Annotated in this window: 14 protein-coding genes and 2 pseudogenes; 14 read left to right on the top strand and 2 right to left on the bottom strand. The window is 32.1% G+C overall.

The features are described 5' to 3' along the window. A pseudogene (locus tag FWJ34_RS12605) lies at positions 1-1747 on the bottom strand (hypothetical protein); the annotation flags it as partial. A gap of 427 nt (positions 1748-2174) precedes the next feature. Here FWJ34_RS12605 and FWJ34_RS12610 point away from each other — a divergent pair. After that, a complete protein-coding gene (locus FWJ34_RS12610) occupies positions 2175-3869 on the top strand; it encodes an NAD-binding protein (RefSeq protein ID WP_308255674.1) in 1695 nt (564 codons plus the stop codon). 390 nt (positions 3870-4259) lie between these two features. After that, complete coding sequence (locus FWJ34_RS12615; RefSeq protein ID WP_308255675.1) at positions 4260-5093, top strand: Uma2 family endonuclease; 834 nt, start codon at positions 4260-4262, stop codon at positions 5091-5093. Positions 5094-5181: 88 nt separating this feature from the next. On the opposite strand, the gene FWJ34_RS12620 is transcribed toward FWJ34_RS12615, so the two are convergent. Continuing rightward, on the bottom strand, positions 5182-5490 hold the full coding sequence (locus FWJ34_RS12620) for a zinc ribbon domain-containing protein (RefSeq protein WP_308255676.1): 309 nt from the start codon (positions 5488-5490) through the stop codon (positions 5182-5184). Between the two features lie 9 nt (positions 5491-5499). Between FWJ34_RS12620 and FWJ34_RS12625 the strand changes: the two genes are divergently transcribed. The 12 genes and pseudogenes from FWJ34_RS12625 to FWJ34_RS12680 form a co-directional block, all read left to right on the top strand. Further along, a complete protein-coding gene (locus FWJ34_RS12625) occupies positions 5500-5688 on the top strand; it encodes a phytochelatin synthase family protein (RefSeq protein ID WP_308255687.1) in 189 nt (62 codons plus the stop codon). Between the two features lie 90 nt (positions 5689-5778). Beyond that, positions 5779-6777 carry a methyltransferase domain-containing protein gene (locus FWJ34_RS12630; RefSeq protein ID WP_308255677.1) on the top strand — a complete coding sequence of 333 codons (999 nt, stop codon included), beginning with the start codon at positions 5779-5781 and terminating at the stop codon, positions 6775-6777. 131 nt (positions 6778-6908) lie between these two features. After that, positions 6909-8153, top strand: coding sequence for a fatty acid desaturase (locus FWJ34_RS12635; RefSeq protein ID WP_308255678.1), 1245 nt, complete (start codon positions 6909-6911; stop codon positions 8151-8153). A 119-nt stretch (positions 8154-8272) separates the two neighbouring features. After that, a complete protein-coding gene (locus FWJ34_RS12640) occupies positions 8273-9259 on the top strand; it encodes a quinone oxidoreductase (protein WP_308255679.1) in 987 nt (328 codons plus the stop codon). A gap of 98 nt (positions 9260-9357) precedes the next feature. After that, a complete protein-coding gene (locus FWJ34_RS12645) occupies positions 9358-9594 on the top strand; it encodes a hypothetical protein (protein ID WP_308255680.1) in 237 nt (78 codons plus the stop codon). Between the two features lie 308 nt (positions 9595-9902). Further along, the gene (locus FWJ34_RS12650; protein ID WP_308255681.1) at positions 9903-10877 is read left to right on the top strand and encodes a GTPase; all 975 of its coding nucleotides are present in this window, start codon (positions 9903-9905) and stop codon (positions 10875-10877) included. A gap of 280 nt (positions 10878-11157) precedes the next feature. Beyond that, on the top strand, positions 11158-11754 hold the full coding sequence (locus tag FWJ34_RS12655; RefSeq protein WP_308255682.1) for a helix-turn-helix domain-containing protein: 597 nt from the start codon (positions 11158-11160) through the stop codon (positions 11752-11754). Beyond that, a complete protein-coding gene (locus FWJ34_RS12660; RefSeq protein WP_308255683.1) occupies positions 11748-12377 on the top strand; it encodes an RES family NAD+ phosphorylase in 630 nt (209 codons plus the stop codon). Before FWJ34_RS12655 ends, FWJ34_RS12660 begins: the two co-directional genes overlap by 7 nt. Before the next feature lie 16 nt (positions 12378-12393). Continuing rightward, positions 12394-12864: a GNAT family N-acetyltransferase gene (locus FWJ34_RS12665; protein WP_308255684.1), complete on the top strand. Its 471-nt coding sequence runs from the start codon at positions 12394-12396 to the stop codon at positions 12862-12864. A 52-nt stretch (positions 12865-12916) separates the two neighbouring features. Beyond that, entirely contained in the window at positions 12917-13552 is a 636-nt protein-coding gene (locus FWJ34_RS12670; protein ID WP_308255685.1) for an alpha-ketoglutarate-dependent dioxygenase AlkB, read from the top strand. A 130-nt stretch (positions 13553-13682) separates the two neighbouring features. Then, positions 13683-13844: a hypothetical protein gene (locus FWJ34_RS12675; protein WP_308255686.1), complete on the top strand. Its 162-nt coding sequence runs from the start codon at positions 13683-13685 to the stop codon at positions 13842-13844. Between the two features lie 93 nt (positions 13845-13937). After that, positions 13938-14126 (top strand): annotated as a pseudogene (locus tag FWJ34_RS12680) (GUN4 domain-containing protein); the annotation flags it as partial. Positions 14127-14500 lie beyond the last annotated feature (374 nt).

Genomic DNA, 14500 nt, shown 5'->3' on the forward strand with positions numbered 1-14500 from the left:
ATCCTAAACTATCTAAGAAGACATCAGAAACAAAATTGAGATTCAAATATTCCTGACGAATTAATGGGGGTAAAAAAAGACAATAATCATCAACATTTAATTCTAACTGACGAAAAGAGATGGCAAGACGCTTTTTAAATTGATTAGCAAGATTGGGATTCGGGCGAGTCAAAAACAGAAATTTACTCTGAGGAACTTTTTTGGCGATCGTAGCTAAAATATAATCATGTTGAGGTAAATACTTAAAAATACTTTGAGAACAAAAATAAACTATGGCATCTTCAGGTAAATCAAAAAAATCTCTAGTTCTTGACAACTCAGGAATAGGAGGTTTAGGATAACAAATACCAAGATTCGGAAGACGAATTAGTTTTTCTGAATAATGTTCTTGCCCATTTTCCGGCTCCATTAAATCACTAGATAAAAAATAATCAATATTAGACAAACCTGAAGTTTCAGGATGAGCCCAAGTAGTACATTGAACAGGAGCAAATCTTAAACTAGCCAAGATAGTCATAGTGGCAAACATTCCAATTTCTACGAACACAAGTACATCTAAATCATCCTCTGAAATTTGTTGACAAAGAGGTTCAAAACTTGAGATATGATAGAATTTATGACTATTTTGCTCATATTGTTTAGTAATTTGATCATATTTATCTCGAATATAATAAGAATAAATCTCAAATTGATCTCGATCATGATGAACAAGCCAACTATGAGTTAATTTTGAGACAACGTGTTCACACATACAACCCGACACATAACCAACTCGAATTTTTGACTTAAGGGATTTTTTGGTTTTTGGTTGTATCCATTGAGGATAATTGGCCGACATAATTTTGTAAACCAAGTTACCATATTTCTGTTGTAAGTCTTTATGATTAAAACACTGATAAGCAAGTTCAAAATTAATATTATTTACCAAAGCATTTAATGCTTTTTTTTTGATTTCTGGGTTCTCTAAATCTAATTTTTCAGCTTCTTGAATAACGATATTTAAACCTTCAATAAATCTATTTTTGTATATTGTAATTTCTTCTTGATTTTGATAAAGTGAAGGTAATATGAGGTGCTTTCTTATAGTCCAAAGTAAATCATCAGGAAATTGTTTTTGTGCCGAACTAGCCGCTTCAATGGCTTCTTTTATATTACCAAATTTACTCAAAGAAGCAATCAAATTAACATGACTAGCAAAATAATTAGGATGAGCTTTTATTTGTTGGCGATAAACTTCAATGGTTTTTTCCATTAACCCAGCATTAAAATAAATACCACCAAGCTCATTGTATGCTTCTTTTACCTGAGCAATGTCAATAGCCTGAAGAAAACAAGATTCTGCTAGAGGAAGTTTGTCGTGGATTGTGTAAATTAAACCAATACGCCAGTAATAATACGCATATTCTGGTTTATTTTCTTCTCTATTGGATAATAAGTCTTCAAGATTTTGATAAATTATTAATGCCGACTCTAAAGTTCCTTTTTGTATTTGATTAAATCCCTGTTGATCTAAGATTGTTAATAAATTATTAAATTCTAAATCAAAATTATCTATGTCTAACAATACTGACATCCAGATAGATTGAGCTATATCTATTTCTCCCTTCATTAAATAAGCCAAACCTAAATAAAAATAATCAGTAATTTCTCCTGTATTATTATTGATAATTTCCTCATAAATTTTAATGACTTGATCATAGTTTTGTTTCAGCCAATATTCTTGTGCTGATGGATGCCATTGATTCATTTTTTCTTTAAAACTCTTAACAATCCTATTATAAAACCGATTTGGTCTCTATAAGTAGGTATGCAAAATTAATGATATATTTACACTTAATATGTAAAAGGCAACAAACACGGTCTAATAATAATTAGAGGTTACTTAAACTAATTTTAAAATTGATCAATAATTTTGCTCTTAAATTATACCAAGAGGAATAAATATTTTGAAAAATTAGTCAAGATAATCCGATAAGTATTTGAAATAAACATTAATACTATATAAAAAACTTTTTTAGCTAAGCCTAATTAATGACACGCCCTTGTCAACCCTAATTCTTGATGATTGATGGTTTTGTTTGCCACGCTACATTTATTTTGACCCTAATTAGGGATAATATACATCTGTTTAAGTAAGTGTTGACGATTGATGAATAAATAAATGAGAAAAAAATATGAAACCATTAATTATTGTTTCTGCATTAGGATGTACGGGCTATAAAATTTATAATTTATTAAAGCAACAAGGCGCTAATGTTGTCGGGATTAGCGATCGCCCGATAATAACTCAAGTAGATGATAAAATTATTGTCGGAGATTTAAGATCACCTCAAGTATTAATGGAAGCAGGAATAAAACAAGCCTGTACCATCGTTTTAGCCAGTAGTGATGACGCTTTAAATGTAGCAATTTTAACTCAAGCAAGAGTTTTAAATCCAAAAATTCGCATCATTAATCGTATTTATAATCATACTCTCGGTGCAAGGCTAGACTACATTTTAGCAGATCATTTTAGTATGAGTGTACCTTCCTTAGCTGCCCCAATTTTTGCTTTTTCTGCCATTGGCAATCAGGCAATTGGGCATCTAAAATTATTGAATCAGACATGGGCATTACATGAAGAAGTTATTACCCTTGAGCATCCTTGGTATGGTTTAAGTTTAGCACAGTTGTGGGATAACCTCGATCAGATGTTAATTTATTATCTACCTAAAAATGGCGAAACAGATCTAGTGTCAGCAGTAGTTAATAATCAAACTTTAGAGTTAGGAGATCATTTAATCTTAGCGAATAAAGCGAAAATTAATCGTAAACATCATTTTTTCCTTTCTCAATGGTTTAAAGCGTTTTTTAACGTTAACACTTATAAACAATATGCACAATCGATGATTTTGGTAACATTAACCCTATTAACCTTAATTTTGATCGCCACTTTTACTTATTTATGTGTAAATTGGGAAATATCTCCTGTGGATGCTCTTTATTTTAGTGTAGGAATGATTACTGGAGCGGGAGGAAAAGAAGAAGTTGCCGAATCTGCCCCTGACATCATTAAAATTTTTACGGCGGTGATGATGATTGTTGGTGCAGGAATTGTTGGTATTTGTTATGCATTAATCAATGATTTTGTCTTGGGTAGTCGCTTAAAACAATTTTGGGATGCTGCAAGAGTGCCTCTGAAAAATCATTATATCGTCTGCGGTTTAGGTAATGTTGGCATGGAAGTTGTGCGAGAATTACATCAACAAGGCCATGAAATCGTTGTTATCGAACCTGATTATAATAACAGATTTTTGCATTCAGTGCGATCGCTTAGTATTCCCATAATTGTGGAAGATGCTTCTTTAGCAGATACTTTACGAGCCGCAAATATAGAAGGGGCAAACGCTATTATTATTGTAACTAGCAATGATATGATTAATGTAGAAATAGCCCTTACCGTCAAAGCCTTAGCCCCAAAAATCCCTCTCATATTAAGAGTACAAGATAATCAATTCGCTGAATCAGTAAAACAAGTATTTCAATTTGATAATGTTTTATCACCCACAGAATTAGCCACTTATTCCTTTGCCGCAGCCGCATTAGGGGGAAGAATTTTAGGCAATGGTATGACCGATGATTTATTATGGGTATCACTAGCAACCGTGATTACCTCTAACCATCCTTTTTGTCAAAGACTTGTCAAAGAAATCGCCACAGAAGCCGATTTTGTACCCCTTTATATCTCCAGAGGTAAAGATAACATTCATAGTTGGAATTTACTCAATGCTCAATTAATGGATAACGATGTCTTGTATTTAACCATGCCAGCGACAAAATTAGAGCAACTTTGGCGAGTTTCTCCTGCTTCTCCTTTACTATTATCTTAAGGAAGTATCTAACACTTAAAATAATTAACGTTAGTTCAATGTCAAAAACTTTTAAAAATAAGGGTTTAAGAGTTTTAGTTAACCAAATTTTATCCATCTCAAAGAATTAAATTTAGTAAATAATTGTCGAAAATCAATTTTAATAATGTTTAAATGAATTCTCCACTAGTCTCCTAGTCTATGGCAGTTTCCTTGTCTTCTAGTCTTCTAGTCTATGGCAGTCTCACCTTCACCGACAATTTTATGTCGAACTCAGGTTAATTAATATTGGTGCGATCGCCATAACCAGATTAAACCTACATGATTATTCTCAATGATCAAAAAAAGTAATTAATAATCTTCAAATAAGAGTTGTTATACTGAAATAAACCTATTATACGTCAAAAAAATATGATCGCTATTACATCTAATCCCCCGATTCATATCCCCACTCAAGACGACTTACCTTATGATGATAACGAAAATATGGAAACTTCTCGCCATAAATATCAAATGGATTTACTCCTAGAAACTATTTACCCTTGGCTAGAAAAACGTCAAGACGGTTATGCAGGAGGTAATATGTTTGTTTATTTTAGCCTTTCTCAAGTTAAAAACCAAGACTATAAAGGTCCTGATTTTTTCTGTGTTTTAGATGTAGAATCAAAAGAGCGTAAAAGTTGGGTAGTTTGGGAAGAAGGAAAAGCCCCAGATTTAGTCATCGAATTACTATCAGACAGTACTGCATCCTATGATAAAAATGAAAAAAAAATCATTTATCAAAATAAAATGCGCGTCCCAGAATACTTTTGGTATGATCCTTTTAACTCCGATGACTGGGCAGGTTTCTCCCTGACTCATGGAGTTTATCAACCTCTCAAATTAGATCAACAAAATCGTTATATTAGCAAACAACTAAATTTGGCATTAGTGCGTTGGGAAGGTATTTATCGTGGCATTGATACTGTCTGGTTGCGTTGGCAAACATTAGAAGGGGATTTATTGCCCACTGATAAAGAAGTTAGTCAGATGGAAAAGCAAAAAGCTGAAGTTGAAAGACAAAAAGCTGAAGTTGAAAGGCAAAAAGCTGAAGTTGAAAGACAAAAAGCTGAAGTTGAAAGACAAAAAGCTGAAGTTGAAAGACAAAAAGCTGAGGCACAAAAGCAAAGGGCAGATAATGCTTTCTTGGAAATCGCTAGATTAAAAGAATTATTAAAAAATCCTGGGAACAAAATCGAAGATTAAATATCTTGAACTCAACTGATACACTAAGTGAACTACCCAGCACCAAAATCATTGATTTATGGCGTGGGCTTCTCAAAGATAAAAGCCTTCAAGGGTTTTTGAGTGAGGCGATGCCCAACCCCACTTTTTTGATTAACTTTGCACTACACTCATCTCTGTCTAGGGAAACTCCGCAATCAGGACAATCATGCCATCTATCAGACAGACTCTTCGGTACTGAGTTTAAGCAGTTATACCACACTTGGCTCGTTTTTCTAGGATTAACTTTAACCACTTTATTGCCAAATTTTTTAGCTTGATGTTCTAAAATCTCTAAGAATTGAGCTATACCACAATCAGAAAAACTCTTGTTTAGTCCAGACATCGTAAAACCATTAGTCAAGAAGGAGGTGGACATTTTTCACCTATAGCTGCTTATCACCATAAAAGCGATCACTTTTTAATTCTTGATGTAAGTAGATACAAGTATTCTCCTGTATGGGTAAAAGCAGATAAATTGTGGGAGTCAATGTTAACTATTGATTCTGTATCTAACACAACTAGTGGTTTTGCGATCGTAACAAAGGTTTTTTCTGAATTCTTAAAAGACAGTTGAAAATCTTGTGAAAAATCCTCCAAGAAAGTAAGTAGGATAAATCATCATTTTTAAGACTTTATCCGCTCACTTTGTTATTTATAAAAAAATATGTTATTAGCGAAAGTACAAAGTTTTAACGAAGAAAATAAATCAGGTTTAGTTTCTATTTTGAAAACTGATTTATTTTATAATATTCAGAGTTTAAAATCTAATTATCCTCAATTAATTAATACCCTTAATTGTAGTCAATCTATCTTAGATTCCACCCAATTAACGAATTTAATGATGAATAGCAATAATGAATTTAGTTTTGAAGCTAGAGGAAAAGATTGGGCAGGAAATGCCGATTCGGGATTAAAAGTTCGTATAGATGGAGTTAAAGATCTGTTAAAACGATTAAATAAGGATGAGAGTTTAAATTTTGATTCCAACTATACCATAGTAGATTTCTTAGCAGGAAATGGTTACGTTAATCAAGTAGCAAATTTAATCTTAGGAAGCGATAAAAGTCCGCAATTTATTAACTCCGATCTTTCCTATTTTATGTTCAGAGATGCTTTAAAAAATGGGTTATTTTCGGTGTGGCAGAGTGCTGAAAATCCTTTCTGGATAAAATCTAGTTCTGTGGATGCTGTTTTATACGCTTACGGTACTCATCATATTCAAAATCGCTCTAAAGCAATTAAAGAAGGTGCAAGAAATTTGAAAGATGGAGGACGATTAGTTATCCATGATTTTGAAGAAGGTAGCCCTATGGCTACTTGGTTTGCAGATATTGTTAGTAATTTCTCAAAAACAAGACATGATTATCCTCATTTTTCTCAGCAAGAAATGTTTTATTTAGCCGAAAATGCTGGACTAAAAAATATCAAAATTGAGCATATTGACGATCCTTTTGTCATAGTAGCTGATACTAAAGAAAAAGCTCTTTATTCTCTTTCAAAATACGTCATGGATTTATATGGGTTAGTTAAATTTAATGGCGATGTTAACCGAGTGTTATCTTTAATTGATCAATATTTTGGCATTCACTCTCGTCAAATTAATGATTCCCAATTTGAAGTCAAAATAGTTCGTAATGCTTTAGTTTGCTCTGCTACTAAGTAATAGATAAATACTTAATTATTCTATTCCAATCAACACAATAAATCAATTTATTGGAGTAGATATAACAACAAACAAGATAGTTAAGACTACGCTTAATTTTTTTTTAATACATACTAAAAATAAGTGATAATATGTTACAAAAATGTACTGATGCTGTTGAACAGAAAGTAGATTCTTTTTCTGTTGATATACGAGAATCTATGAGAGTTTTTCCTGAATTTATTCAACCTTTTCTCACTTGGTTAACAGCCAAGCCTTATCAATGTCAAAAATCTTGGCAAAGAACACCTATTTATCATTTACTAAGAGCTTTAATTGATTTATGTTTAGGCATTTCTTTAAGCGTTATAGCTGTTAAAAATTTACGTTATCAAGAAGTAACAAATATATTGAATATATTATGGTTATTTTTGTTAACAATTGGCTGGATTTTTACCGTCTCAGGTGGAAGACAATTTCAGGTTGTTATCTCCCATCATTGTTCTCATAATAGTTTTTCTATCCATAAAAAAGTAAATAAATGGTTAGGAGAAATAATCTCGATTATCTTAATTTTGAAAAATTTTACTGTTTATCAACCAGATCATGTTTCTAATCATCATGCTAAAGCTTTAATGACTTTAAAAGACGAAACTCTCAAGTTTCTTTTTTTATTAGTTGGTTTTCGCACTGGTATGACTAAAAAACAGCTTTGGAATAAACTGATTTTTTCTCTTTTTTCACCTTGGTTTCATTTTCGTTTTTTAGCGGCAAGAATTAAGTCTTGTTTTTTCTCTCCTTTTTGGGTTCATAATACTCTTACTTGGTCATTTTGGCTCATAATAATAACTGTTGTTACTATTACTAAATCTTGGACAATATTTCTAGTAACTTGGTTTTTTCCTTTGACTATTTTATATCAAGTGAGTAACACTATCAGGATTTGTTCTGAACATTGTTTTCCTGAACCAGAATTTGCAGAAGTAAGAAATAAATTAATACTTGGACGTTTAACTAAGGGCATATTTTTAGGTGAGCAAACTCCTGATATTTCACTTTCTTTTTTACCTAAATTATGGCAGTGGTTAAGGTGGTATTTGTTAATGTTTTATCACTTATTTTGTCGGATATTTATTTTAGTAGGAGATACTCCTTGCCATGACTGGCATCACAGACATCCTGCTTCTCCAGATTGGGTGAATTATATTTTTGCTCGTCAACAAGATTTAGAAAATGGATGCCCCGGATGGCAAGAAAATTATACGGAAATATGGGGGTTTTATCAGGCGATCGATTTTAATCTGGAATCTTTAAGTAGGCTACCTAAAATTGAGGAAATTAATACTAATAATGCTATTTCTTCTGTTTATAGTTTAGGAACGATTGAGAGTAATTAATTAGTTTTAATATCACTATTTTTCCGTTAAATTTTAACTTTTTTCGTCACAAGTTTATTCATTCAGAAGTTATTATTTTGGCTTCTGATTTTCTTTTACTTCAATTAGGATGATTATTTATGAAAGCTATAGCAATTTTAGAAACTGGTGAAAGGGAAGTAATGCAATGTCTAGATTTGCCCATACCTCCAATTCAATCTGATGAAATTTTAGTAAAAAATCAAGCTACTGGCATTAATTTTGTGGATACTTATATTTGTCGTGGTTTTAAAGGTTATTTCCCAGATAAGTTTCCTCATATATTGGGCATAGAAGGTGCTGGTATTGTGAGTAAAGTAGGTAATGATGTTACTGATTTTCAGGAAGGCGATCGCTTATGTTATGTTTATACGGGTAGTGGTAGTTATGCAGAATATACTGCTATTAAAGCCGAACGAGCAATACTTTTACCCAATACTATTGATTATGAAACAGCTTGTTGCTTATTGCAAGGTATAACCGCCCAATTTTTAACTCATTCCACATTTCCTTTACAACCCGACAATAAAGTTTTAATTCATGCTGGTGCAGGTGGTGTCGGATTGATGATTATACAAATGGCAAAGATTCTTGGGGCTATGGTAATTACTACTGTTTCAACTTCGGAAAAAGCTCAATTGGTGTCTGATTATGGAGCTGATGAGGTAATTATCTATACTCAAGATGATTTTGCCGATGAGGTAATGGCGATTACTCAAGGTGTAGGAGTTGATGTAATTTATGATTCGGTAGGTGCAAATACTTTTGAAAAGGATTTAAAAGCATTAGCTAATCGTGGTTATCTAGTTTTATTTGGGCAAAGTTCGGGTTTTGTTCCTGATTTTGACTTAAATCGCCTGTGTAATCGTGGAAATGAGGGAGGTTCATTTTTTATTACTCGCCCGACAATTAAGCACTATATTCAGGGTAATCAACTTCGTCAACGGGCTAGAGTTTTCTTTGATTATATTTTGTCAGGGAAGTTAAAGATATTGATTGGACAGAAATATCAGCTAGAAGATGCTCCTCAAGCACATCAGGCGATCGCTTCTCGTTCAACAATAGGGAAATCTATTTTTTATCTTTGAAGATTTTTTAGTTTTTCATCTAAATATATCTTAATGAAGAAAGGCAAACAATCTTTCTTTTAAAAAAATGTATCTATTCTATAGAGGGAAAAATAGTTATGAGTGCACAAAGTTTAAGTAATTCTGAACTCCTAGACGAGATCAGACATCGCCAACAAAATGATAGTCATTTTGCGGAACAACTAAAAAGAGCGGTACTAGGTGAGATCGAGTTGTATATTCGAGATCTGATCACTAAAATTCTTGAACATCAGCAAATTAAGTGGGCTTCGAGCAAAATTGATCAAGCTACCAGTTGGGTGATGGAACAACTCAAAAAGCTCTTTCGTAATTAAAACAGGACTTACCCACGAATACGATAAATTCTCATTGTGAGCGATAGCTAAGAATCTCAAAGTATTAATTTTGGTGAGCGTAAGTCCTATAAAAATTAATTTGTGAGGGAGAATATATAGCGTTTATCAAAATAGTAAGGTACACTTATTTTCTTAACAATAATGAGTTTGAATCTGCTCTATGTACCTCATAAATATAAGAATTGCTATATAATCTTGAAATTTTTATTATATATAATTCAATAATTATTGAAGATGTCTATTGACTCCCTCTATTTTTTTAGAATCGTATTATTTTAGTTAGTCAAATGAAAAAAATTATCAACCAAATATTATCCACAGTCCAAGAAGAAAAAAATAAGTCTATTTCTGTTGTTATTTTGGGCGAAACTGGTAGAGGGAAAAGTTCGTTACTTAATGCACTATTTGATGCCAAACTAGAAACAAGTGACATAGCCCCTTGTACTAAACAAGTTCAAGAAATAATCGCTAGAGGACGTTCGGGTTCTCAAATTATTTTCTTTGATTTGCCCGGAATTGGTGAAAGTGGCTCTTCTGATACTGAATACCTTAAGTGGTATTTGGAGCATATTCGCAAATGTGATCTTGTCATACTAGCAATACATATAGACGATCGCTCAGTAACTTATCTCCTAAATTCTTTTCAACAACAACTTGATACCATTGACAATGATGAAGACAAGTCAGCAGTTTTAAGAAAAATTACTATTGTTTTGACGAAAGCTGATCTTCTTTCTCCTTCTCCTTGGATTTTAGCAAAGTATAACAACTACGGTATGTTTACTCCTAGTAAAACTACAAGGTTGATTTTAGAGCAAAAAGAAACTTATTTTCAAGATACCTTCTATAATTATTTTCGTCGATATTTAAAAGCTAAAGTTTCCATTGAGCAAGACCCAAAAATTATAGAAGAAGGCTTTAATTTCCAAAATGGAATACTTGAATACAATGGTTACTTAAGTAATACAGACTTTCAGCGTCTTTGTACTAAATATCCTAAAGAATCTTCAGTTTTGGAAAGGATCTATGATAATTTTCGGGTTGTTCCTGTTTCTGCTCGATTTCGCTTTAATCTTGTACTTTTGATGAAAGTAATTGTGAGCAAAATTGGTCAAGAAGCTGTGATTCGATTTTCTAATTATACTTCAAACGATGATTTGAATAAAGTTGATTTGAATATCGCTAAATCTTTCAGTAATGTCATTATTTTTGATCCTTATAAAGAAGTCAAAATTTTTGATTTATCTGAAATAAAAATCTAAATAGTTCCCAAAAATATAGTCACATAATACATTGACGTGGAGTCCATTTCAGGTACTCCCCTTCATCTTTTGTGAATATATTATAACTGGCATTTACATCGGCTACGCAATAATCCACAAAATAAGGATTTTAACCCTTACTAGGAGAAAAGAAAAATCTTTTTGGAGAGGGCTATTGTTTGAGTTAGCTTATAATTCTTTTGTTTTTTTTTACTTGACATCTCTTACAGAAAAATGCCAAAATATAATTATTGACATCTCTTACAGAAAAAGTAAAACTATGATTGCAACTATAGAAAAAGAAGCAACGGAATATGCTCATTTACTGGAAATGTTACCTCCTGATGAACATCTTACTTTAGTGAGTAGCATCGCTATTCTTAAAAAGAATATCACTCATAAATCTTTATCAAAAGGCAATAAGGGTGATCGTCTCATCAAAAAATTAACTAATAACTGTAGTTATTCTCCAGCAGAAAAAATTGAATTAGAGTTAGAGACTTTGCAACGATATTTTGAACGTCGCCGGGAGTTATTATCAAATTGTTTTACCACGACTCAAGTAGCTAAATTACTAGGTACTTCCAGACAAACACCCCATGACAGGGTAAAAAATAAAAGTTTATTGGCAGTACGAGATAATGGGCAGTGGAAATTTCCTATCTGGCAATTTAATCCTGAAGGGGCTGATGGAGTAATTGATGGTTTGCCAGAAGTGCTGAAAAATTTGTCTATTAATTCAGAATTTTCTATACTTAATTGGTTTATGCGTCCTAATACCGTTTTAGATGGTTTAACTCCCGTAGAAGCCTTAAAACGAGGATTAAAAACCAGAGTAATTGCAGAAGCAATGGGTGTAGGAGGTGCTAGTTGGTAGTTATTGCACAACCACCACCGAAAAATAAACCAAATCCTCTTTTTTACCATTTACCAACCAATACTGAGTTAATTAGAATTTTTGATCCCACCACCAAATATAAGACTCAAGCTCTTACTTTCCGCTGTTTTGGACCATTACATCGCTTTGATCATCATAGCAGTGATGGTAAAAAACCTCAATTAAACACCGATAGAGGGATTTACTACACCGCTTTTACTTTATCTAGTTGCATTGTCGAATATTTTGGCGATAGTGGTGTCATTGATATTCAAGAACAATGTGTGGCGATCGTCCAATCAACTCGTTCTTTATTATTATTAGATATTAGAGGTAGCGGTGCGATGAGGGCAGGTTCGGTGTCCGCCTTAGCAAAAACCGCAGATAGAGAACTTTCTCAAGCATGGTCAAGATATTTCTATAAAAATGAGCATATTTATCGCAAAATTGACGGAATTATCTACTTTAATGCCCATAACGATGAAGAAGCAATAGCACTCTACGAAAGAGCAGAAAATGCTGTGAGTTGTGACTCTAATCAAATTATAAAACTAGATGATATTCGATTACGTTCTCATATTCAAAAAATTGCATTAGATAATAATTTAATTTTCATACCTTAATAAATAAAAAATAAATATGGTGATTTTGAAAGAAGAAAAAAACTCTCAACTTTTTGCACAGTGGCTCAATTCAGAAACAGAAGAAATTTTACAATTTATTGATGGAGGGGATTTAGGCAGACCAATTACTGCTGAAGCGATCGCTTATATCAATCAAATTCCTATTGGTCATATTGAAATAATCATAGTTAGAAATCTGCAAGATGATCATAATCAATGGAATCAACTTTATCAAGGAAAAATCTGGTCATTGTGTTGTTACTTATATGTTGTTCCTGAACAAAGAGCCAAAGGATATGGAACTCAGATAGTAAAACAAGCCTGTGATCAAGCAATTAATGATGGGGCAGATTTAGTCTCATTAATTGTTGCTAAAGATAATCATAGAGCCAGAAAATTCTATCATAATGTTGGTTTTACCGAGACTCATACAACGATGATTAAATCAGGTAAAGAATTTATTGTTAGCGAATATCTAAAATCTTAAAAATTCTTCCAAATAAAAAATTAGGTAATTTAACATTTTTAGTAATTTATATATGACTACAGTAAAAACTTTAGAACACGATTGGGTAAACAAATTACCTGAACAATTATTATCCACAGATGGTGATGCCTTATTATATCAAGAGTTTTTAGAACAAGAAAAAGCAGATAATTATTTGTCAGTTCTAAAAGACACTATTTTGTGGAAACATCAGCCAATAAAACTCTTTGGCAAAGAGATACTTCAACCACGTTTAACGGCTTATTTTGGTGAGGGACAATATCATTATTCTGGGATTGCCATGGAGGCTCAAATTTTCCCGCCAATTTTATTAGAATTAAAAGCTCAAATCGATAAAGTTTCTGGGGTTCAATTTAATGCCGTTTTACTCAATTTATATCGTGATGGTAATGATAATATAGGGTGGCATTCAGATGACGAATCTGATTTAGCTGAAGGTTCGGTAATAGCATCTTTAAGTTTAGGAGAAACTAGAAGATTTATATTTAGACGTAGAGATAATCACTCTTGTAGAATAGAACGAAAACTTAGTCATGGAGATTTATTAATTATGAGGGATCAAACCCAAAAATTCTGGCAACATCAAGTGCCAAAAACGGGGAAAAAAATAGCACCAAAAATTCAACCAAGAATTAATTTAACTTTTAGAGTTATTAACATAAATTAGGCTCTAATTTAGGAATAAAAACCCTTAAAACTCTTGACTGTAGCAGTCGTTGTCTATCTTCACGAAAATACTTTTTCAGCAATCTCTATGTAGAAATTAATTTAAAAATTCAAAAATAATAATAAGGTAAATGAAAGAAAAATTAAGACAGGATTTTTTTAGGATGTTAGCAACTCAAGAAAATCGAGAAGCAGATAACATATTAGAACAAAAATTGAGACAAATTAAAAATGAGTTGAGTAAAGAGAATTTATTTTCTGCATTGGAAAATTATTTACGTAAAGGTAATTAGAAAAAAGCCGATATAGAAACTCCTTGGATTTTTTATTTTGTAATGATTCAACAAGATTGCAAAAATTGATCTGAGTTATCCTCAAATTTTCCTTGTGACATTATTAAAAAAATTAACCAACTTTGGGTTGATTATAGTCAAGGACGTTTTGGATTGAGTATTCAACAGTCTATTTGGGAAAATTTGGGTGGGGAATTGAAGCGGACAGAAATAGACTCAATAAATAACAAAAATAACATTTGGGAAAAATTTATAGAACAGGTAGGAATGTTACCGAAATAAGTATTAGCAGAGATTTTGAGCTTATTTTTAGTAGTAGTTTAAATATATTTTGAATGAGAAATCTAGAAACCAGAAATTGCTAAAGTTTTCAGAAAATCACACAAAAAGATAATTTTGCCATAAAAAAATGTTGGAAACTATAAAAAAATAGAGATTTTATTCCAATAGAAAATTAACACTAATTTTAATTGAAAAATACTTATGGAAACAAAAAAACGTTTTAATTTTTGGGAAGCAACACAAATTGCATCAAATTCAAATACTTCTGGTGAAATGTTACAAGAGCTTTCAAACGATCGTCGTTATGTTATTAGCCCTCTTTTGTCAAACTCCGCAAACACTTGCAATTTATAGATTCTGCAACTGTTGTAGAT

This window comes from Geminocystis sp. GBBB08 (genome assembly GCF_016743215.1).
In the GTDB taxonomy this organism is placed as follows: domain Bacteria; phylum Cyanobacteriota; class Cyanobacteriia; order Cyanobacteriales; family Cyanobacteriaceae; genus Geminocystis.

What these genes read in the sequence shown, in the direction of transcription:
- FWJ34_RS12610 (WP_308255674.1), top strand. Translation starts at nt 2,175, where the DNA reads ATGAAACCATTAATTATTGTTTCTGCATTAGGATGTACGGGCTATAAA.
- FWJ34_RS12615 (WP_308255675.1), top strand. Translation starts at nt 4,260, where the DNA reads ATGATCGCTATTACATCTAATCCCCCGATTCATATCCCCACTCAAGAC.
- FWJ34_RS12620 (WP_308255676.1), bottom strand. Translation starts at nt 5,490, where the DNA reads ATGTCCACCTCCTTCTTGACTAATGGTTTTACGATGTCTGGACTAAAC.
- FWJ34_RS12630 (WP_308255677.1), top strand. Translation starts at nt 5,779, where the DNA reads ATGTTATTAGCGAAAGTACAAAGTTTTAACGAAGAAAATAAATCAGGT.
- FWJ34_RS12635 (WP_308255678.1), top strand. Translation starts at nt 6,909, where the DNA reads ATGTTACAAAAATGTACTGATGCTGTTGAACAGAAAGTAGATTCTTTT.
- FWJ34_RS12640 (WP_308255679.1), top strand. Translation starts at nt 8,273, where the DNA reads ATGAAAGCTATAGCAATTTTAGAAACTGGTGAAAGGGAAGTAATGCAA.
- FWJ34_RS12645 (WP_308255680.1), top strand. Translation starts at nt 9,358, where the DNA reads ATGAGTGCACAAAGTTTAAGTAATTCTGAACTCCTAGACGAGATCAGA.
- FWJ34_RS12650 (WP_308255681.1), top strand. Translation starts at nt 9,903, where the DNA reads ATGAAAAAAATTATCAACCAAATATTATCCACAGTCCAAGAAGAAAAA.
- FWJ34_RS12655 (WP_308255682.1), top strand. Translation starts at nt 11,158, where the DNA reads ATGATTGCAACTATAGAAAAAGAAGCAACGGAATATGCTCATTTACTG.
- FWJ34_RS12665 (WP_308255684.1), top strand. Translation starts at nt 12,394, where the DNA reads ATGGTGATTTTGAAAGAAGAAAAAAACTCTCAACTTTTTGCACAGTGG.
- FWJ34_RS12670 (WP_308255685.1), top strand. Translation starts at nt 12,917, where the DNA reads ATGACTACAGTAAAAACTTTAGAACACGATTGGGTAAACAAATTACCT.
- FWJ34_RS12675 (WP_308255686.1), top strand. Translation starts at nt 13,683, where the DNA reads ATGAAAGAAAAATTAAGACAGGATTTTTTTAGGATGTTAGCAACTCAA.